This window comes from Serratia sp. CoH_122_TC_1 (genome assembly GCF_058191755.1).
On sequence record NZ_JBXWLA010000003.1, the window covers coordinates 48,670 to 69,945 of the forward strand.

Here is a 21,276-nt window from a genome sequence, read left to right on the forward strand (position 1 = left end):
GCATTGCCTTAACACGCAGTGAAAAGCCGATCGCCGTTGAGGCGATCGGCTTTTTTGTCAATGAGCCGCACGCGCCGAGATGGCAGACTGACCTGCCCCCATCACCAGGGCACAATTTTGCCCAGATAGTCGAGATAATGCAGCCCTGAACGTCCGGCATAGGCTTCAATCGTATTGAGCAAATTCGGAATGCTTTCTTCGATGCTCAAACGCCCTTCTGCCCCCCCTAACTCGGTACGCACCCAGCCGGGGGCCATCAGCAGCAACGTACGAGGATCGTCACTGTTTCGTGCCGCATAGCTACGCATCAGCATATTTAGCGCGGATTTACTCGCCCGATAGACTTCAAACTTGCCGTTGGTGTTATTGGTGAGGCTCCCTTGACCTGAAGACATCACGCCGATCGTGCCGGTGGGCGCAACCAGGTCCTTAAAGGTTTCAATGACGCGCATCGGGCTTAGCGCATTGGTCACCATTACCCGAGTGAACTCTTCGGTCGAGACGTCCGCGATTGTTTCACGATCGTCATTTTTAACGCCTGCGTTAACAAACAACAAATCAACGTGCCGATCGCGGAGTCGTTCATGTAAGGCACTGACCTGCTCAGGCACCGTGATATCGGCAGTCTCTACCTCAAGGGTGTCAGGGTGCTTTTCAGCCAAACGGTCAAGCGCATCTTTAGACGATGCGCGCCCAGTGGCAATCACGTTGTGACCCCGTTTTAGACACTCTTCCACCATTGCAAACCCCAGACCGCGGGAAGCACCGATAATCAGGACAGTGTTTTGTTGTGAAGATACTGTTGGCATTGTTCACTTCCTCTGCATTTCAGTTGTTTTGTCGTGTAGAAAATATAACTATGCGGAGTAGATAGCGGAAGACGCAGCATCTGCAGTTATAACATGCGCCAAACGCCTACCTTCATTGACCGCTCAGGATGACAGACATGACAGAACCCGACCTCAACTTACTGATTGCTCTTGATGCGTTGCTTACCTTGGGCAGCGTGGCGGGTGCGGCTCGCCGCCTTAAACTCAGCGCGTCCGCGATGAGCCGCACACTGAGTCGCCTGCGGGCGGTGACTGGCGATCCTTTACTGGTCCGGGCGGGTCGCCATATGGTGTTAACCCCCTATGCTGAGGAAATACGCGAACGCACGCAAAACGCGGTATTCGAGGCACGCGCAGTCCTTCGCCCTGCGACAACGGAACTGAGTTTAGCCGCGCTTGAACGGACCTTCACCCTGCGCGCCAACGACGGATTTGTCGAAGCCTTTGGTGCAGCGCTGATCGCTGCGGCGGCACAGGTCGCTCCTTTGGTTCGCCTGTGTTTTGCCCCCAAGCCAGAAAAGAGCTCACGGCATTTGCGGGAAGGCTTGGTCGATCTTGAGATTGGCGTATTGGGAGACATGGGGCCAGAGATTCGGTTACAGACGTTATTTCGTGACCGCTTTGTGGCCGTCGTCAGAAAGGGGCATCCATTTGAGTCGCTATCCGAGATTACCGCCCAGCAATATGCCGCCTGCGGTCATGTCGTTGCCTCGCGACGTGGTTTATTAACCGGACCCGTAGATGACGCGCTGACTGCATTGGGTCTGGAACGGAAGATCGCCGCCGTGGTTCCTGGCTTTCCCGCCGCGCTGGCCGTGGCCGAGGCATCCGATCTGATAGCGCTGGTCCCCGCCTCTTTTTTGATCAATCAACCGATAGGCACCGCACTTTACACCTTCGACCTGCCGGTAAAAACCCAAGGTATTACCGTTTCTCAGATGTGGCACCCTCGTCTGGAGGCCGACCCGGCCCATCGCTGGTTGCGGCAACTGGTGTTAAGTGTGGTTAAACAGCGTTTCGCGACAGTCAATGTCTGATGGGCACCGCAATGCCCTGAATCAATAAACGAATTCCCTTCAGGTATTGTGCGCGCTATTGCTGAACAGATCGGAGGCGCTTTTGTATCCCTTGAAAACTACCATCGGGATGTACTAATCAAGGGGGAGCAGGTCACAGGAATGTAGTGATCTGCTCCTGATTGCAGTCAGAAGTTCGATTTATTCAACAAAGCCACAACATAGCTGAAACCAATGTCATCACAGCATATAAATATATTACTAACATCAAGGGTATTAGCCTTAATGCGATAGATCCCTCTTCCTGATACTGCTTGTGCTAGGGTGTTAGATTTTCTTAAGTCTAATAAAACTTTTACTTGCTTGTAAAATGAGGTTATAGCAGTGATTATGTCATAACTACATGGATGGGATCACCGTTACAGAAACAAAACCGGAAGTAATCGGTAATAACTCCAATTAGTAGCTTGCAAAAAAATCCATCATGTTTTGCACTTGACAATTAATAAATATAATTCCGAAGGGGATTTCATGAGAGTATTTCTTCAATCCGTTGCTAGTGTGGTTGTTTTTTCTTCATTTATACCTTTATCGTTCTCTGCGACGCTTGATGATGAGGTAAATAAACTTAGCAAAGAAGGTTGGAGTATTGGATTATCAATACTCAATATGGATGGCAAGATGGTCTCGATAAATGGGGATGAACGTTTTCCTTTAGACAGTACCGTCAAAGCCTTAGCTTGTGCAAATATTCTTGCTAAAGTAGATGAAAATAAAATTAATTTAGATGATTCGATATTAGTTAAACCGGAAAATATCGTAGAATACTCTCCAATTGTCAAAAATTATATTAATAAAAAAATAACTTTGCAGCAATCCTGTGAAGCCACAACATCTTATAGTGATAATACAGCAGCAAATATAGTTATTTCCGCCGGTGGCGGACCTGAAGGACTCACATCATTCATGCGCTCTATCGGTGATGATATAACACGCTCTGATAGGTATGAACCTGAATTGACGGTAAATCCTGATCATGATTTAAGAGACACTACGACACCTAACGCTATTAACTCCAGTCTAAAAAGGCTACTTACTGGCAAGGTTTTATCGGATAGTTCTAAAGTTCAATTGAAAAATTGGATGATGGGCAATAAGGTTGCTGATGATATGTTACGAGCGACATTACCTCAAGGATGGGAAATTGCCGATCGTTCTGGAGCGAGTGATTATGGTGTCCGTGGTTTGATTTCAATGGTATGGTCAGAAAAATCCTCACCCATATTCATAAGTATTTATGTTAAAAAAAATGGCACTTCACTTGAAGAACGTTCAAGTGTAATAAATTCTTTAAGCAAGTATGTCGTAATGGAATATCTACCAAAGTAATATAAATCACAAAGAACTCCCCTCCTTCGCCTGCAGACAAATACCGTTTATATTTTTAGTATGTTATTTGTCTGTGGGAACAACGCAACTTACTGATAAAATTAAATAGTAATCTGTCCGACACCTCTGTCAGTGTTGTCGTTTACTGAGATTGAATCTCATCACCAACTGCGTGCCGCAGTGGCAAAAGTCGGCGGAAAGAAGGAGTTAACCGGGAAAAATGACATTGAAACAGAGGTCAGTAACCCGTGTGGGCGGCTGATTTCCAACGCGATCGTTTATTACAACTCGGCGATCCTGTCGCGATTGCTGGAACGACTGGAAGCGGAAGGCATTGAGGCTCTCAAGGGGAGGATTGTTGATTTAGGGCTTTAGGATATTTATAGAATATAGAGTGACCACTATGCAGTACAGTATAACGATGACGCCCAATCAATCGAAGCACTGCATAGTGGAATAGTAATGTTAACGTATCTTATTAAGATTTCTAACCTTATGTAACTAAAGAAACCAAAAAGCTATCCAATGGTATTACAAAGGTTCAATAATAGAAAAATATAATTACGAGCCTGTTAAATACCCACAATTTCCATTATCCATTTTATTTACATGGTTTATTATTATATTTCCCGTCTAGAACACCCCCATTGACAGTGAGTCGATCACTGGAGCCCGGTCGCGCTCAGCCGCATCAATTGTTGCAATTCGGGCTAAGGTCTGAGTTATCGGGCAACATATTCTTAACCTCATAATGAATCAAATGGTACAATATGGACATTCCATCGTTTGATTTACACTCTGCTCTCATTCCACCAGGGAACAGCAAGGTCGAGATCACTCGGGGTAAACATGAAAAAAACATTATCTTGGAGTTTGCTCGCTATGCCTGAATCAAATACCCGGCCGGGTATAAAACTTAAACTATCATGCTGTTTATTAGGGATAATTCTTACTGTCGTCGGTCTGTTCTTTGCCATTGCCGGTGGCAAGCTAGTCTCACTGGGCGGCAGTAGCTACTTCCTGATCGCTGGCATTGTCACTCTGCTTTCGGCCGTGCAATTCTTCCGTCGCAAATCTTCGGCGGTGATGCTGTTCTTGCTGGTTTTCATTGGCACGCTGATTTGGTCAGTGGTCGATGCCGGTTTTGATTTCTGGCCGTTAGTATCACGGCTTATGGTGCCTACCGGTTTAATGCTTCTGGCCTTCTTGAGCTGGCCTGCGCTGCGTAAATCGGAAGGTAAAGCCCCGCTGGCCACACCGTCCTACCTGTTCAGTGCCGTACTGGCGGTTGGCATGGTTGGCACCTTCGTACAGATGTTCCAGCCACACCCTACCGTCGCTTTCAGCGGTAAACAGCTGCCGTTAATCCCCGTGGATAAAGCCAAACAGCAGAAAGACTGGGACAACTACGGCAACACGCCGGGCGGTAGCCGTTTCGTGGCGCTGGACCAAATCACCCGCGACAACGTAAAAGCATTACACGTTGCCTGGACCTTCCATACGGGTGACATTCCGTTAAGCCCGGACGGCAATGGCGCAGAAGATCAGCAAACCCCGCTGCAAATCGGCAACCGCATTTTCCTGTGTACGCCGCATAACAACGTGATTGCCGTCGATGCTGACAGCGGTAAAGCGATCTGGACGCGCGAAGTCAATGCAAAATCCCAGGTCTGGAACCGTTGCCGCGGGCTGGCGTATTTTGATGTTACAAAACCGCTGCCACAGCCAACCGTTCCAGGTTCAACGCCTGCGACCCCGGCCATCCTGGCAGCCGGTGATAGCTGTCAGCGTCGTATTCTGATGAACACCATCGATGCTCGTTTAGTGGCAATCAATGCTGATAACGGCGAATACTGCCAACATTTCGGCAACCAAGGCGTGGTCGACCTGAAAGCGGGCCTGGGCGATGCCGCTGATCCAAAATACCAGCTCACCTCTGCGCCAACGTTGGCAGGCACGACCATTGTGGTCGGTGGTCGCGTGGCCGATAACGTGCAAACTGATATGCCTGGCGGCGTGTTGCGCGGTTTCGACGTGATCACGGGTGAAATGCGCTGGGCGTTCGACCCAGGCAACAAAGATCCAAATTCGGTATTGAAACCGGGTCAGACCTTTGTGCGCAGTACGCCGAACTCTTGGGCACCGATGTCTTATGATCCTGCGATGAACACCGTGTTCCTGCCAATGGGGAGCTCTTCCGTTGACCTGTGGGGTGCGAACCGTAACGCATTGGATCACAAATACGGTGCCTCTATCCTGGCGCTTGATGCCACTACCGGCAAAGAGAAATGGGTTTATCAGACCGTCCATAATGACCTGTGGGATTTCGACCTGCCGATGCAGCCAAGCTTGATCGACTTCCCAATGAAGGATGGCACCACCAAACCTGCCGTCGTGATTGGCGCGAAAACCGGCCAAATTTTCGTTCTGGATCGCCTTACCGGCAAACCCCTGACAGAAGTCAAAGAGCTGCCAGTAAAAACGCGCACCATTCCCGGTGAACAATACTCAGCCACCCAACCCTTCTCAGTCGGCATGCCGCAGATTGGCAATGAAAAGTTAACCGAGTCGGATATGTGGGGCGCAACGCCGTTCGATCAACTGATGTGCCGCATCAGTTTCAAATCCATGCGCTATGACGGTCTCTTCACTGCACCGGATACCGATATCTCACTCAGCTTCCCTGGCTCGTTGGGTGGCATGAACTGGGGAGGGTTGTCGACTGATCCTAACAACCATTATATCTTCGCCAACGACATGCGATTAGGCCTGTGGGTGCAGATGATCCCGCAGAAAACCGATGCCAATACGCCGGCCAGTAATGGCGGTGAATCAGTCAACACAGGAATGGGGGCTGTTCCGCTGAAAGGCACGCCGTACGGCGTAAACAAAAACCGCTTTATGTCCCCACTGGGCATCCCGTGCCAAAAACCGCCATTCGGTACCCTGTCTGCGATCGATCTGAAAACGCAAAAAGTGGTTTGGCAAGTTCCCGCCGGGACCGTTCAGGACACGGGGCCGTTCGGTATCAAGATGCGGGCGCAAATGCCGGTGGGTATGCCAACGCTGGGGGGCACCCTGGCGACCCAAGGCGGCCTGGTCTTCATTGCCGGCACTCAGGATTACTACCTGCGGGCGTTTGACTCTTCGACAGGTGAAGAAGTATGGAAAGCGCGTCTGCCCGTTGGCAGCGGCGGTACACCAATGAGCTATATTTCACCGACCACCGGCAAGCAGTACATTGTGATTTCCGCCGGTGGCGCACGTCAGTCACCCGATCGTGGCGACTACGTCATTGCCTATGCGTTAGATAAATAAATTTCAGCGCGCAGGATAATGTCCAGCCCCCGCCTGACCGCGGGGGCTTTTTTATATCCAGTCTCTGCCGATTCGCGATATTTAATGACGAATGAGACTCAATAAGCGGACGTCATTTAACGCGTAAATACGAGAGTATTCCTACTGTGTTGCTCTGAATTATATCTCATTCTCTCTGGCGGCTTTTTATCGCGCAGACTAGGCTACATAACGATTTGCCGCTGACTACAATATTATAAAAATGGTTTCTTTTAGCGTAAATGTCGGGCAGCTTTTAGAGGAAATGACAGATGAATGTTTTACCCGAGCACAGCGATGAAATTCATCCTGTTGATATCGCTTATGATATCTTCAATGGTTTACCCAATCTCATTGGCGTTGGTAAGGGGCTCGGCGGACATTTCAATGCATTGTGGTGTGAATATACCGGTCTTTCTTCCTTTGATCACAATGACGTCGGCTGGTTAGAAGCGCTGCACGTCGACGAATACGCCCACATTGCTCTGCTGCAGCAACACGCCATGCTCAACGCCGATTCATTCGTACAGGAAGCCAGGCTGCGCAATGACAACGGTGAGTATCGTTGGTTTTTACTGTCGTTTGGTGCAAAGCAAGATCGGGATTCTGCGCAGATGCATTGGTATCTTAGCTGCACCGATATCCATGAAAAAATGCTGAAAAAGCAATTAACGACAGAAACACTGGCAGCACAAAAGAATATGCTCGACGCCAGCGTTGACTGTATCAAGGTCATTAATAATGACGGTTCGGTACTGCATATGAACAAAGCAGGCAGCATCGCTTTGGGCCTGGATGAGAACCCACAACAATTTGGCATGCCTTGGTTGGATCTGTTGCAACCCGAAGTACGCAACCGTGGCAGAAAGGCACTGCGTAAAGTTTTAAACGGAAAAAGCGCCCGATTCGCCGGACTCAGTGCCTCACCAACTGGCGCGCTTCAGCATTGGGATAATATCCTTAGCCCCGTTTTCGGCGAAGATGAGCAGATACAAAATATATTATGCGTTTCGCGCGATGTAACCTCACAGCGAATAGCTGAGAAACGTTTGCTGATCGCCAGTGAATATGACGAATTGACCGGTTTACCCAATAGACGCTTATTCAAGCGGAAATTAAAACATGAAATGAAACAGGCCCTGAGCAAAAACACGTCTCTGGGATTGATTTTATTGGACCTCGACCACTTTAAGCTGGTTAACGATACCCTCGGGCACGCTGCAGGTGATCATCTTTTGCGCGTCTTATCGCGCCGATTAACGGCATACCTAAACAATAACTCTTTCGTCTCCCGCTTAGGGGGCGATGAATTTGCGATAGTGATTAGCGACGTCGAAAACGAACAAGATATTTTCAAGATCGCCAATACCTTTTTAATGCAGCTTGAATCACCGATCACGCATGGGGGTAAGGCACTGCATTGCGGCATGAGCATCGGCTGTGCGATCTACCCTCAAGACGCGCGTGATGCGTCGGAACTGATGAAATGCGCCGATACCGCCCTGTACGAACTCAAAGACGGTGGCCGCGGTGGCGTTTATATGTTTAATCAAAAAATGATGGATAAGGCAAAGGAGCGTGCAGCACAGCTCAATCACGCGCGCCAAATTGTCCGTAATAATCAGATCCGCCCCAGTTATCAACCCAAGGTCAGCTTGAGCAATGGCGCGATCATTGGATTTGAAGCCTTGCTGCGCTGGTATTGTCCGTTAAAGGGCATGCAGATGCCTGACACGGTCAGTGAGGCGTTTAACGATTACGAATTGGCCACCAAACTCAGTGAAACCATGCAGATGAAGGTGTTTGCCGATATGTCGGGTTGGCTGGCCTCGGGTGTCGATGTTTTGCCGGTGTCGTTAAACGCGTCCCCCATCGAGTTTTTACGTGATAACTACGCTGAAACCTTCCTGAGACGTTTGCAGATGTTCCACATTCCGCATCACCTGATCGAGCTGGAAGTCACCGAACATGCCTTCAACAAACACGGTTCGAAGTATGTGCTGCGCGCATTGCAGATGCTCAAGGAAATGGGGGTCAGAATATCGCTCGATGACTTCGGTACCGGGCACTCCTCCTTTACACATCTCATGGACTACCCTCTGGACTGCATTAAACTGGGCCGCGATTTCATCCGACGTATGAATCACGAACCGGCCATTCTGGGCATCGTGGAAAGCATGGGGATCCTGGGACAAAAATTGTCGATCGACATCATTGCAGAAGGCATTGAAACCGAGCAGCAACGCCAGACGTTATGTGACTCAGGCTATCACCTGGGTCAGGGATTTCTTTTTAGCCAGGCCGTTGAGGCACCAAAGGTACTCAATATGCTGCAACAACATGCCACTTTAAACCTGTAAACGAATAAATATAGCCCGGTCAATGATACCGGGCGGCCGCTCTCGCCGCGCAAAGATATTATTATCATTGGGCTATCACCTATCCCAATGTATATTTTAATGAAAATAAAGATCGCATATAAAAATGTGGGCAGCATAATACTTAATATCGTTGATAGTGGTATTTAATCACTCACTCTCGTTCCATTTCTTAATAATTAGCCACGGCAACAAAAAAGACAACAAATCACCTCCAACCATAATACGCCAGAAAAACAACAGACTGGAGAATCCACGCATAAATAAGAACATCCAACCCTTTCCTCTCCAATCATTCAGAATTAATAAAAAAACCATTAATAACAATGGAGTATGCTCGCACTACGGTTGCACTTGTCTATTGATATAAATTTTCAGGGCGTTACTTAACGAAGGTCGAAATAATTTCACGTAAAATAAGTGTTGTTTTTATTCTTTTCACTCTAATTATTTTTATGTCGAGCAAATGAATTATATTTAACTTTCGTTATTGCTGTTCCAACACGCCTACTCTATCTTTCAATAACCATCATTTTATTATCGATGGTTATTTCCTCGCATTTTATTGCGAGAGACAATTTATTATCATTAATAAACCACTGATAGAGAATGCCTTTCGGAATGACTTGTTGATTACTCTCATTTTAATCATGTGGATAATCACGCCGAAAAATACCTTTCACAGTAGTTCGTGTTCAAGTATGCGACAAAGCACGTCAGCTTCAGATCGTGATAAACGATATGTGCTGATAAATATTAACTATTTTGTAAAAGGGTGAATGCTGAAAGTTTGCGAGGCCGTCTGAGTAATGGCAATAACAGATGAACGGTAACTGCCGTCGTCAATGTCAGCACATTGGCAACCTTTCAAACGGGATGTGTTCATACAGAGATCAATGAGAACACAGATAATTTTTACTGTTGATATTAGTACCCTGCCTTCTACGGGGGGGAGCTTCGATAACCCTGTGGCGGTCGCACATCCCGTTATGCTTGTTAGCCAAAATAACGGTCCATCGACGTCCCACGATGGGGATTATCCTGTGCCGGTCTCGCAGGAAGAACAGATACAGATCTGGCTGGAAGATTTGGGTCGTCGACAAAATATCATTATTGCCCCGGTTAGGTTTATCGCACACAGCTGGAAAGACGGAGCACAAGTGAAGACTTTTGTGACAGGTGAACCGACCGATCCTGATACGCAGATTAATATACTTGGAGAAAATAAACCTCTCGATTTACCTGCGTTTATGGAAAGGCATGCGGACGCATATGGGTTTGATTATGCTGCCACACAGCCTCAGTGGGCCGACGATAATGCTCCCTTCACCTCATACTGGAAGGATGGTGGCGTGCTGGCGGGTCAGGACGGAACCCCTTCGACACCACGCATCTACAACCCCTATGTTACGTTCGATATAGCAGATTCTATTGGCCTCCTGAACTACGGGCTGGAATTCGTGGTGTATAACAGTGGTAAATCCATGGGTTACTTCTGGTTTGATCCGTACATCAACGTTGTCTCTTGAATAACCCAAAAAACCGCAACGACGGTGTTGCTGAAAAAGGAGGCCTTGGCCTCCTTTTTGTATTTAAGGACGGCACCAACGTCGCATTTCTAAAATTAGTTAGCCAATTTTGTTCGTTCACAGATTTAACGGCTTAAAGGATAGTGCATTGACCGCCCCAACAACATAATAATGCAGGTAATCATGATGATGTATAGCGCAAAACTCACCGCAGCGGCGGCACTCCTGAGCCTTTCCGCGCTGGCTAATGCCGCGCCGGGCATTGATTTGGTCGCCAACGAAACGCCCATTAATACGGCGAAAAGCCCTGAGGCTATAGCCAAAATCCCGTCCGGGTTTACATTCGTCGAACCCGGTACGTTGACCGTTGCGGTATCAATTTTGGGCAGCGGCCCGCCCTTTGGGTTATACGCACGTGACAATAAAACGGTGATTGGCAGTGAGTCGGATATCGCACGGCTGGTTGCTGATGGGCTGGGGCTGAAACTCAAACTGGTACCGACGTCTTGGGAGGATTGGCCACTGGGTGTCACCTCAGGAAAATACGATGCGGCGATTTATAACATTACCGTGACTCAGGAGCGTAAAACCAAGTTCGACTTTGCCACCTATCGCCAGGATACGCTGGGCTTTTATGTGAAGTCCGGCAGTAAAATCACCTCGATAAAATCGGCACCGGATATTGCCGGCAAAAAGATCATCGTGGATTCAGGAACCAATCAGGAAGCCGTGCTGCTGGCCTGGGATAAGGAGAACCAGGCCAAAGGGCTGCCAGCCCTGCAGCCAATTTATGTTACTGACAAGGCCGCCGCGACGCTGGCCATTCAATCTGGCCGGGCGGATGCGACCTTTGGGCCCAACGTATCCGGCGCTTATCAGGCGAAGTTGAACGGCAAAACCACACTGGTTGGCATCGTGCCTGGCGGGTGGCCACGCAGCGCGAACATTGCGGTCACGGTAAAGAAAGGCAATGGGTTGGTTGATGCCGTGCAAGCGTCACTCAATAGTGCGATTGCCAATGGCAGCTACCTGAAAGTGCTGGATCGTTGGGCGGAAAGCGACGAGAAAATCGAACATTCTGAAATTAACCCACTGGGGTTGGGGGACAAATAGTTTCAAGACCAAGGCCCAATCTGTGGGCCTTGGTTACCCTCAGTCAGCCACACGTCCCCTGCTTTTCTCCATTTTGCGATAAAGCGTACTGCGTGATACCCCCAACCGCTTCGCCGCCTGGCTGATGTTACCGTTGGCATTTCTGATGGCGTCGAGCATGTCCTGCGGTGCCGACTGAGTCTCCGTACTGAATGAGGGGACGACGCTGAACGGTTCAGGCAGATCGTCGAGTGTAATCATGCTGCCATCATCGGTCAGTGCCAACAGCACCTTGAGCGTGCTCAACAACTGCCGCACATTCCCCGGCCACGGATAACGCGCCAGCGCCGCGACGGCATCAGGCGCCAACGTGATACCACGCTGCTCGCCCCCCAGTTCGCGCCAAAGGTTAAGAATAAAACGATCCACGTGTGCCCGTTCACGTAGCGGCAATATGCGTAAGCTGAATTCCTGGATGCGGTACAGCAAGTCTTCGCGGAAGGCCCCCGCCGCAACCTGCTGGTCCAGATCCTGATGGGTGGCGCAGATCAGTGAAAAATCCACCGCATAGGACATGTGGCTGCCGAGCGGCGTAACCGTTTTTTCCTGTAGAACACGTAGCAGCCGGGTTTGTAAGCCTAATGGCATATCGCCAATTTCATCCAGGAACAATACGCCACCGTCGGCTTCTCTGATCTTGCCCAGGTATCCTTTTGAATTGGCACCGGTAAACGCCCCCGGCGCATAGCCAAAGAGTTCGGATTCAATCAAGCTTTCAGGCAGTGCCGCACAGTTAATCGCCACAAAATGCCCCTGCCGACGCCGACTTTCCTCAAACAACCGTTGGCTGAAATACTCCTTGCCGCAGCCGGTTTCCCCCCGAATGCACAGCGCCAGGCCGGCATTGAGAATGCGTAACGCTTTCTGCCTGTCAGCCCCATCGCGATCAAAAGGCGGTGCCAGCGGCTTAACCCCCTGTGAATGCCTTTCCGGCATCTGCAACAAGGAGTAATAGTGGCGATTATTGATTGCCAGCGTCTGATGTGGCGCATTCATCGCCTGGCGTGACATATCCGGGAACAGTGAGGCAAAGTCTAGCGTGCCGAAAGAAGCCACCGAGAGATTAAATTCTTGCATCGCCAGCCGGTTGGCGGCGGTTAGGACGTCGTCGTGGAACACCAGTATCAGTTCGTGTGCACTGCCGAGAACACGTGCGTCACTGTGCAGGCGCAGCGTCCAATGTTGAGACGTCACGCTACTTGTCACCCACTGGTGCTCAATGTGCCTGACCGCCTGTAAAATCAGTGAGTGCGCATCATTATACGGGCGCTGCGCCGGTGTCGAGATATCCAGCACCCCGGCTATCACGCCGTTAGGGCGGTAGATCGGCGCGGCGGAACAATAAAGCCCTGCATTCTGATTAAGGAAGTGTTCATCACCGTTGACTTCACACTGGCTCCCCAGCGCCAGTGCCGTACCAATGGCATTGGTGCCACGCTCCTGTTCCCCCCATAAATTGCCCGGGGCCAGAGAAATGCGCGACGCCTTATGCAGAAAGTCAGTATTCCCACAGGTTTCCAACACCAACCCGCTGGCATCAGAGACCACCACAATTGAGGGTTGCCGGTTAATTTCGTTGCCTAAACGCGCGATCAGCGGCTGTGCCAGTTGTGCAACCCACCCGTTTTGCCCACGCACTTCATTGAGCAACGCAGGCCGGACAAAAGGTACCAGATCGTCAGCCCGGCTCAAGCCATAGTGTTGGCTACGTAGCCAGGATTCTGAAAGTCGGCTGGGGAGAGACAGACTATCACTGTCAGAGTCAAACCCGGTCTGGGTGGTCTGGTCTTTATGCAACATACCCAACTCCCGCCAATAAAGTGTTGCATTTATGTATCATAAATGTGTCCCATGCGTTGCGACGTGGAACACAAAAAATAATAGAAATGAATAATAAGACAGGAGTTTTATTGCCAGAAACAGGTATTTTATGTTTTTAATTAGATGATATTAAACATTTTTATATTTTATGGCTACCGAACAAGCACAAAGTGGCATAGGTAATGCTTATGGTTTTAGCGATGGCGTCGTGCATCCAGGCGTCAACCCTACAGTGTCAGTTCTCATGAGAGGTGTTTACATGAAATACGTTCATCCTGGTTTACCTGGCTCGTTGGTTTCTTTCAAAAAACGCTATGGCAATTATATCGGCGGCAAATTTGTCGAACCCGTTTCAGGCAACTACTTCACCGACACCTCCCCAATGACAGGCCAAACCGTCGCCGAATTTCCGCGCTCAGATGCAAAAGATATCGAACTGGCGCTGGATGCCGCACATGCCGCGGCTGAAACCTGGGGCAAAGCCAGCGTACAGGAACGTTCCAACGTGTTACTGGCAATCGCCGATCGCATGGCGTCGCAGCTAGAATTGCTGGCGCTGACTGAAAGCTGGGATAACGGTAAGCCAATTCGCGAAACGCTTAATGCCGATATCCCCCTGGCGATTGACCATTTCCGCTATTTTGCCGGTTGCCTGCGTGCGCAAGAAGGGACTGCCGCTGAGATCGACCAAAATACCGTGGCCTACCATATTTATGAACCACTGGGCGTGGTTGGACAGATTATCCCCTGGAACTTCCCGTTACTGATGGCTGCCTGGAAACTGGCCCCTGCGCTGGCTGCCGGCAACTGCGTCGTACTCAAGCCCGCAGAACAGACCCCACTCAGCATCTGTGTTCTGCTGGAAATGATTGGCGATCTGCTGCCACCTGGGGTGCTCAACGTGGTTCAGGGCTTTGGGAAAGAAGCCGGCGAGGCACTGGCGACCAGCAAACGCATCGATAAAATCGCCTTTACCGGTTCAACGCCGGTGGGCAGGCATATTCTCGCCTGCGCGGCTGAAAACATCATCCCCAGTACCGTGGAGCTGGGCGGCAAGTCGCCTAACATCTTCTTTGAAGACATCATGCAGGCCGAACCGGAGTTTATCGACAAGGCCGTTGAAGGGCTGATCCTCGGCTTCTTTAACCAGGGTGAAGTCTGCACCTGCCCTTCACGCGCACTGATCCAGGAATCGATCTACCCGCAATTTATGGAAAAAGTGTTGGCCCGAATCACCACGATTCGTCAGGGTGACCCCTTTGATACCGACACCATGATTGGTGCACAGGCGTCTCAACAGCAGTTTGACAAGATCCTCTCTTATATTGAGATCGCCAAAAATGAAGGGGGGAAAATCATTGCCGGTGGTGAGCGCGCCAGCCATGAACAGACGTTGCAGAGCGGTTTCTATCTTCAACCCACGCTGATTACCGGTAATAACAGCATGCGTTTCTTCCGCGAGGAGATCTTCGGGCCTGTGATTGGCGTGACGACCTTTAAAGATGAAGCCGAAGCGCTGGCGCTGGCAAACGACAGTGAGTTCGGGCTGGGTGCCGGCCTGTGGACCCGTGACGTCAACCGTGCCTATCGCATGGGGCGTGCTATTAAGGCCGGGCGCGTATGGACTAACTGTTACCATCTCTACCCTGCGCACGCTGCCTTCGGGGGGTATAAAAACTCGGGCGTCGGCCGCGAAACCCACAAAGTGGCACTGTCGCATTATCAGCAGGTGAAAAATCTGTTGGTCAGCTACGATTCCAAACCACTCGGGCTGTTTTAATTTGTTGTCGAATGCCCATACGTTAGTTGCTATATAGCTAGTAGACTTTGACCGTGCAAGGGGCCCAAGGCGGGGTCCCTTGCAATCTGTACTTGTGTATCTTCCCGCGTTTGGTGCCTTCAAGGGCGACCAACCTCGTCGGTAACCAAGCCGCGTCTAAATTTTATCCGGGTATTAATTGATATTTAATTTTACCCGGATATAATTATGCGACATTGACATTCTGACGATATCGCCATGACAACGGTAGACTCCCCCTCCTTTACCAGCTTTGACGGCTTAAAACGCATTGCCTGTGGCAACCTCGAAACCAACGTGCTGGCTGTAAAGCGGGCTATAGCGTCGGGTTCCACTGAGCCGGTATTGATCTTTGATGACCGGACAGGCCGTGTCCAAGAGGTTGATATCCGTGGAACGGACGCGGAAGCGATCGCACGGTTAACCAAAGATCATCAATCTGACTCAGTCGAAAATGCGCAATCCTCGCCTCAGCCACGTGGGCGTGGCAGGCCAAAGCTCGGCGTGATCCCACGTGAGGTCACGCTACTTCCTCGCCATTGGGATTGGTTGTCAACGCAACCGGGGGGAGCCTCTGTCGCTTTACGCAAACTGGTTGAAGAAGCCAGGCGCAACACGGTGGATCGTGATGATAAGCGCAGGACGCAGGAACGTGCTTACCAGTTCATGTCGACAATGGCAGGCAACATGGCCGGCTTCGAAGAAAGTTCGCGCGCATTATTCGCTGGTGACTCAGAGAAATTCATCCAGCTAACTGTCGAGTGGCCTTCCGACATTCGCAATTACGCATTGAGTTTGGCGGCCTTCGACGTGGTATGAAGCAATTCCACTGAACCCTAAATGACGTCTGCATCGTAAATCCTGGGTGCAGACATCCAGGATGTTTCAAATCTGGACGGGCAAATGATCACTTTCAACGTAAATGGCATCAATCTGAGTTGCGATAGCTTCGGCGATAACCATGCCGACACCGTGCTTTTACTTGCCGGTCTTGGAACACAAATGATCCGCTGGCCGGTGTTATTTTGTGAACGTCTGGTAGCAAAAGGTTATCGAGTGATTCGCTTCGACAATCGTGATGCGGGTTGCTCATCACATTTTACAGACCACCCTGCACCTGATTTCGCTGCGTTGGCGGCTTCTCACTCGGCCGGGCAACGGCCAAATGTGCCTTACACACTGTTCGACATGGCCAGCGACGCAATGGGATTGCTTGATGCACTCGGGATCCCTCGCGCGCACCTCGTCGGCAGATCAATGGGGGGCATGATTGCTCAGATTGCCGCTAGTGAATATCCGCAGCGGGTTTTGTCGTTAACTTCGATCATGTCCAGCACGGGGAATCCGAATCTTCCATCAGCCTCACCAGAAGTGATGGCGATGTTGACTAAGCCAGCCGCCGATCCACGGCGAGATGAAGCCGGTTTTCTGGCACACAAACTCGCTTTTGCACGACGGATAGCAAGCCCTGGATATCCATTTGACGAAGAGTACCATCGAACCCTGATTCTGGAGGAAACCAAGCGTGCCTATGACCCATCCAGTGTAGGTCGACAGATGGGGGCGATCGTCGCTGCTGGCGATCTACGGCCGCTGTTAGCCAAGATCACCGTCCCATCATTGATTGTACATGGTGCCGACGATGCGCTAATACCTGCAGCCTGTGGGAGAGACACCGCCTCTTCAATTCAGGACTCGACGTTTATGCTTATCGATGGAATGGGGCATGATCTGCCGCCTTCGCTTTTTGAGACAGTGGCGGACGGAATTGATCGGGTTGCGCGTCCGAGTGATTGAGAACGGCGGGAGCCGGCTGCTTTTAAAGTGAGATCCTGTTTAAAATAATGCTTGCCCGCCGCGACCGGCAAGCATTACCCCTTCCGTTGACTTATTGCATTAAGACGCGGAAAGATCGATAACCATACGGCCACGAATGGTGCCTGACTTCATCTCTTCGAAGATCGCGTTGATATCCCCCAGCGGTCTTTTCGTGACTTTCGGCGTCACCTTGCCTTCGGCGGCAAACTGGAAAGCCTCTTTAAGATCTTCCCGCGTTCCCACCAGCGATCCCACGACCTGAATACCATCCAGCACCAGGCGCGGAATGCTCAGATCCATACTCTCCGGCGGCAGCCCCACGGCGACCACTTTGCCCCCGGCGCGGACGGCATTCACGGCTGAGTTGAAGGCTGAACGCGCCACGGCGGTGACCACGGCGGCATGAGCACCGCCGACTTTTTGCTGAATAATCTCTTCGGCGTTTTCGGTTTTAGAGTTGATCACAAGATCCGCACCAATCTCTTTTGCGAAATCCAACTGCCCTTGGTTAACGTCAATGGCGATCACTTTGGCGTTAAACACATTTTTGGCGTACTGCAATGCCAGGTTACCCAAACCGCCCAAACCGTAAATTGCGATCCACTGCCCAGGTTTGATGTCGGAAATCTTCACCGCTTTATAGGTGGTGACCCCAGCACAGGTAATGCTGCTGGCGGCAAAGGAGTCCAGGCCATCAGGTACCTTGACGGCGTAATCTGCCACTACGATGCATTCCTCTGCCATGCCGCCATCGACGCTGTAACCGGCATTTTTGACCGAACGACACAGGGTTTCGTTGCCATTGACACAATATTCACAGTGGCCACAGCCCTGGTAGAACCAGGCAACGCTGGCTCGGTCCCCCACTTTTAACGAGGTCACGCCTTCGCCCACCGAGGTGACAACACCAACCCCTTCATGGCCTAAGGTGATGCCGGGTACCTCACCGAAATCCCCATCTTTGACATGAAGATCGGTATGACACACCCCACAACACTCCATCTTGAGTGCCGCTTCGCCGTGTTTCAGTGGGCGAAGCTGTTTTTCCTGAATATCTACACTGTGGTTTTTGGTGACTACGGCAGCTTTCATAGGACATATCCTCTCAGGTTACGTTGAAAGTACAGTTGTTAATGTAGTTACTGTCATTGCTGAGGGCAAGGTACGGGCTGTTTGTTTAAAAACAGAGGGTTAAATAATGCGGGTAGCAAACGCGATAAACGGGGTTCTTAAGCGAAAATAAAGATTAACGCTTGGTTTTCGTGATCTTTGTCGCCTTGGCTGGGTTACCGGCCACAAACTCCAGCGTCGGTGAATAGTAGAAAGGCAGCCAGGCATGAAAACTGCTTTCCCACTCCCACTTAACCGGGCAAGGCCACAGAATATCTTCATGCAGAATATAGTAAACCCACCGTCCGTGCGGGCGGCGTGGTTTGGCTGTGCGCTTAGTCACTGACGGCTCAGGCTCAGCGTGATTATCGATGATATTCACCCTCCCGTAGTGACATGGCCATGTTACCCCCCCTGGTCAGCATACACCCGACTGAAACGCCCATCGCAATGGAACAAAAATAGCCGTTCATCATGTTAAATTCTCTTTGTCATCAGGGGCTACGGAGTCTCCCTGTTAAATTTAACATGGACGGCGGCGGGCAAGCCATCTTTCCTGCCTGGGGGGTTGCACCGGGCGACATACAACTGTCATTAATTATTCATACCAGATAAATACGCGGCAGCTAGGGTGGGTTGAACACGCCACGTTAAGAAGCGCCATGAGCTATTTATCACTTAATAACATCAAGAAAACCTGGGGCGACAAAACCGCGCTGGATAACATCAGTTTTGACGTACAGGAAGGTGATTTTGTTGCCCTGCTGGGACCTTCCGGCTGCGGAAAATCAACCCTGCTGCGTACACTGGCCGGGTTAGAGAACGCGGACAGCGGCATCATTCAGATCCAGCAGCGTGACGTGACGGCCCTGCCGCCGTCACAACGTAAACTGTCAATGGTTTTCCAGTCTTATGCGTTATTCCCGCACCTCAGCGTGCGTGAGAATCTGCTGTTTGGCCTGCGGGCTCGGGGCGAAGACAAGCAGCACTTTGCCGCTCGATTGGCAGAGATCAGTAAGCTGATGGAGTTGGAGCCGCTGCTGGATCGCCTGCCGGCTCAGCTTTCCGGTGGGCAGCAACAGCGTGTGGCATTAGGCCGTGCGGTGATAGCTCAAAACAAGCTGTGTCTGATGGACGAACCCTTATCCAACCTGGATGCCAAGCTGCGTCAGAGCATGCGGCGTGAAATTCGTGCGCTGCAGCGCAAGCTGGGTTTGACCATGCTGTATGTCACCCATGATCAAACTGAAGCCATGAGCATGGCGGACAAAATCATTCTACTGAACGATGGTCGCATTGAGCAGCACGACACACCGGACAATTTATATAACAACCCAGCCAGCATTTTCGCCGCACAGTTTATTGGCGCGCCACCGATGAACATCGTCCCATTAACACGCAAAGGCAGCGGATACCATATTGGTAACGCCCCACTGCCCGTGGTGTTCAGCAACCAGGAGGACGCGTTGAGTTTAGGCATCCGCGCCGAAGATGTTCGTCTCTGCGCACCTGGCAACGGCAACCTCACCTGCCAGATCCTCAGTGCTGAATATATGGGCGCCGATACGCTCGCCGTTTGCCATCTGCCTGCGGTTCAGGGGCAAATCACGGTGAAAATACCCGGTATGCAGCATTTTACTGAGGGCAGCCTGGTTGGCCTGCAATGGGCAGAGGCGGCGCAGTATCTATTTTCAACCCACAGTGGTGAGCGTTGCCACCAGATGGAACACGCCTTTCAGCCCGTGACACACCAATACGCAATTCAATAATCAAAAGCACCATTTTATTTCAGGGGAAAACCATGTCCGTCTCTATCCGTTTATCCACATTAAGCGCTGCCGTGCTGTTGTTGGCTGGCGTTTCTGTTTCTGCTCTGGCGGCAGATGCCGTGAAGCTGCAAATGTACTACCCGATCGCCGTCGGCGGAAAAATTAGCCATACCGTTGAAGGGCTAGTGGCTGATTTCGAGAAGCTGCACCCCGATATCAGTATTCAACCCGTGTATACCGGTGACTACGCCACCACGGTCACCAAGGCACTGACCGCCTTCCGCGGCGGCAATGCCCCGCAAATCGCCGTGATTGGCGATATTGAAGCCTATTCATTGATCGACGCAGGTGCCATTTTACCGGTCAGTGATTTGGCAAATGATGAAGCGGGCAAAGCCTGGATCGACGGTTTCTACCCGGCGTTTATTCGCAAAATTCAGGGTAAGGTTTGGAGCATTCCCTTCCAACGTTCCACCGTGGTGTTGTATTGGAATAAACAGGCCTTTCAGCAAGCGGGGCTCAATGGTGATACCCCGCCAGCCAACTGGCAACAGGTGGTTGATTTCGGTCAGAAACTGGTCGTCCGTAACGGCAACGACGTTAAGCAATGGGGGATTGAAATCCCGTCGACCCCGATTGGTTACTGGACCTTCCAGGGGATTGCCGCCACCAATGGCAGCCATTTGGATAACGGCAAGGGGACGGCCGTGACCTTCAATACCCCGGCTAATGTTGAAGCGCTGACCTGGCTGACCGATTTGGCACAGAAATATCAAGTATCGCCAAAGGGGGCCATTACCTGGAGCACCACCCCGCAGGACTTTATCGACGGCAAAACCGCGATGATGGTTACCACGACCGGCAACCTGACCACCGTACGTGAAAATGCCAAGTTCCCATTTGGGGTCGCCATGCTGCCAGAGAAAACGCAGCGCGGTAGTCCAACCGGCGGCGGCAACCTGTACCTGTTCAAAGGGACCAGCCCGGCACAACAAAAAGCCGCAGTGACCTTTATGCGCTGGCTTTCTGCGCCAGAACAAGCTGCCCGCTGGAGCATCGCCACGGGCTATGTCGCCACCTCACCGGCCGCCTGGGAAACTGCGACCATGAAAGACTATGCCGTCAAGGTCCCGCAAGCGACCGTCGCGCGTGAGCAGTTGAAGTATTCACAACCGGAGCTATCAACCTATAACAGCGTGCAAATTCAGGAATTACTGAACCGCGCCGTAGAGGCCGCTGTGACGCAAGGCAAAACCCCGGCGCAGGCGTTAGACAGCGCGCAAAAACAGGCTGACCGCCTGTTGAAACGTTACCAATAACCGGGGCCGGC

At 50.9% G+C, this 21,276-nt stretch carries 15 protein-coding genes and 1 pseudogene; 12 read left to right on the forward strand and 4 right to left on the reverse strand.

Annotation, left to right across the window (positions count from 1 at the left end):
• Window positions 1-101 precede the first annotated feature (101 nt).
• The gene (locus tag AC2FC2_RS04650) at window positions 102-809 is read right to left on the reverse strand and encodes an SDR family NAD(P)-dependent oxidoreductase (RefSeq protein WP_490307527.1); all 708 of its coding nucleotides are present in this window, start codon (window positions 807-809) and stop codon (window positions 102-104) included.
• Between the two features lie 137 nt (window positions 810-946).
• Between AC2FC2_RS04650 and AC2FC2_RS04655 the strand changes: the two genes are divergently transcribed.
• The 7 genes and pseudogenes from AC2FC2_RS04655 (at window position 947) to AC2FC2_RS04685 (ending at window position 11,591) form a co-directional block, all read left to right on the forward strand.
• Window positions 947-1,867 carry a LysR family transcriptional regulator gene (locus AC2FC2_RS04655; RefSeq protein ID WP_490658845.1) on the forward strand — a complete coding sequence of 307 codons (921 nt, stop codon included), beginning with the start codon at window positions 947-949 and terminating at the stop codon, window positions 1,865-1,867.
• Between the two features lie 510 nt (window positions 1,868-2,377).
• Window positions 2,378-3,235 carry a class A beta-lactamase gene (bla, locus tag AC2FC2_RS04660; RefSeq protein WP_404759622.1) on the forward strand — a complete coding sequence of 286 codons (858 nt, stop codon included), beginning with the start codon at window positions 2,378-2,380 and terminating at the stop codon, window positions 3,233-3,235.
• Window positions 3,236-3,373: 138 nt separating this feature from the next.
• Window positions 3,374-3,568, forward strand: a pseudogene (locus AC2FC2_RS04665) (Tn3 family transposase); the annotation flags it as partial.
• Window positions 3,569-4,117: 549 nt separating this feature from the next.
• Entirely contained in the window at window positions 4,118-6,553 is a 2,436-nt protein-coding gene (locus AC2FC2_RS04670; protein WP_314589473.1) for a membrane-bound PQQ-dependent dehydrogenase, glucose/quinate/shikimate family, read from the forward strand.
• Between the two features lie 290 nt (window positions 6,554-6,843).
• A complete protein-coding gene (locus AC2FC2_RS04675; protein WP_490658846.1) occupies window positions 6,844-8,931 on the forward strand; it encodes a putative bifunctional diguanylate cyclase/phosphodiesterase in 2,088 nt (695 codons plus the stop codon).
• Between the two features lie 914 nt (window positions 8,932-9,845).
• The gene (locus AC2FC2_RS04680; protein ID WP_209633386.1) at window positions 9,846-10,478 is read left to right on the forward strand and encodes an AidA/PixA family protein; all 633 of its coding nucleotides are present in this window, start codon (window positions 9,846-9,848) and stop codon (window positions 10,476-10,478) included.
• Window positions 10,479-10,664: 186 nt separating this feature from the next.
• Window positions 10,665-11,591, forward strand: a complete 927-nt coding sequence (locus AC2FC2_RS04685; RefSeq protein ID WP_209633384.1) for an ABC transporter substrate-binding protein — start codon at window positions 10,665-10,667, stop codon at window positions 11,589-11,591.
• A 39-nt stretch (window positions 11,592-11,630) separates the two neighbouring features.
• Here the strand turns inward: AC2FC2_RS04685 and AC2FC2_RS04690 are convergent, their stop codons facing one another.
• A complete protein-coding gene (locus AC2FC2_RS04690) occupies window positions 11,631-13,430 on the reverse strand; it encodes a sigma-54-dependent Fis family transcriptional regulator (protein ID WP_490658847.1) in 1,800 nt (599 codons plus the stop codon).
• Between the two features lie 280 nt (window positions 13,431-13,710).
• On the opposite strand from AC2FC2_RS04690, the gene exaC reads away from it, so the two are divergent.
• The 3 genes from exaC (at window position 13,711) to AC2FC2_RS04705 (ending at window position 17,046) form a co-directional block, all read left to right on the forward strand.
• Window positions 13,711-15,231: an acetaldehyde dehydrogenase ExaC gene (gene exaC / locus AC2FC2_RS04695; protein WP_265556857.1), complete on the forward strand. Its 1,521-nt coding sequence runs from the start codon at window positions 13,711-13,713 to the stop codon at window positions 15,229-15,231.
• Window positions 15,232-15,468: 237 nt separating this feature from the next.
• On the forward strand, window positions 15,469-16,068 hold the full coding sequence (locus AC2FC2_RS04700) for a DUF2239 family protein (RefSeq protein ID WP_265556858.1): 600 nt from the start codon (window positions 15,469-15,471) through the stop codon (window positions 16,066-16,068).
• Window positions 16,069-16,152: 84 nt separating this feature from the next.
• Window positions 16,153-17,046: an alpha/beta fold hydrolase gene (locus AC2FC2_RS04705; protein ID WP_490658848.1), complete on the forward strand. Its 894-nt coding sequence runs from the start codon at window positions 16,153-16,155 to the stop codon at window positions 17,044-17,046.
• A 99-nt stretch (window positions 17,047-17,145) separates the two neighbouring features.
• Here the strand turns inward: AC2FC2_RS04705 and adhP are convergent, their stop codons facing one another.
• Both adhP and AC2FC2_RS04715 read right to left on the reverse strand, forming a co-directional pair.
• Window positions 17,146-18,159, reverse strand: coding sequence for an alcohol dehydrogenase AdhP (adhP, locus tag AC2FC2_RS04710; protein ID WP_209633373.1), 1,014 nt, complete (start codon window positions 18,157-18,159; stop codon window positions 17,146-17,148).
• 154 nt (window positions 18,160-18,313) lie between these two features.
• A complete protein-coding gene (locus AC2FC2_RS04715) occupies window positions 18,314-18,520 on the reverse strand; it encodes a hypothetical protein (RefSeq protein ID WP_209633371.1) in 207 nt (68 codons plus the stop codon).
• A 319-nt stretch (window positions 18,521-18,839) separates the two neighbouring features.
• Here AC2FC2_RS04715 and AC2FC2_RS04720 point away from each other — a divergent pair, with 319 nt between their 5' ends.
• Both AC2FC2_RS04720 and AC2FC2_RS04725 read left to right on the forward strand, forming a co-directional pair.
• Entirely contained in the window at window positions 18,840-19,946 is a 1,107-nt protein-coding gene (locus AC2FC2_RS04720) for an ABC transporter ATP-binding protein (protein WP_490658849.1), read from the forward strand.
• A gap of 32 nt (window positions 19,947-19,978) precedes the next feature.
• Window positions 19,979-21,265: an ABC transporter substrate-binding protein gene (locus AC2FC2_RS04725; protein WP_209633367.1), complete on the forward strand. Its 1,287-nt coding sequence runs from the start codon at window positions 19,979-19,981 to the stop codon at window positions 21,263-21,265.
• The last annotated feature ends 11 nt before the right edge of the window (window positions 21,266-21,276 follow it).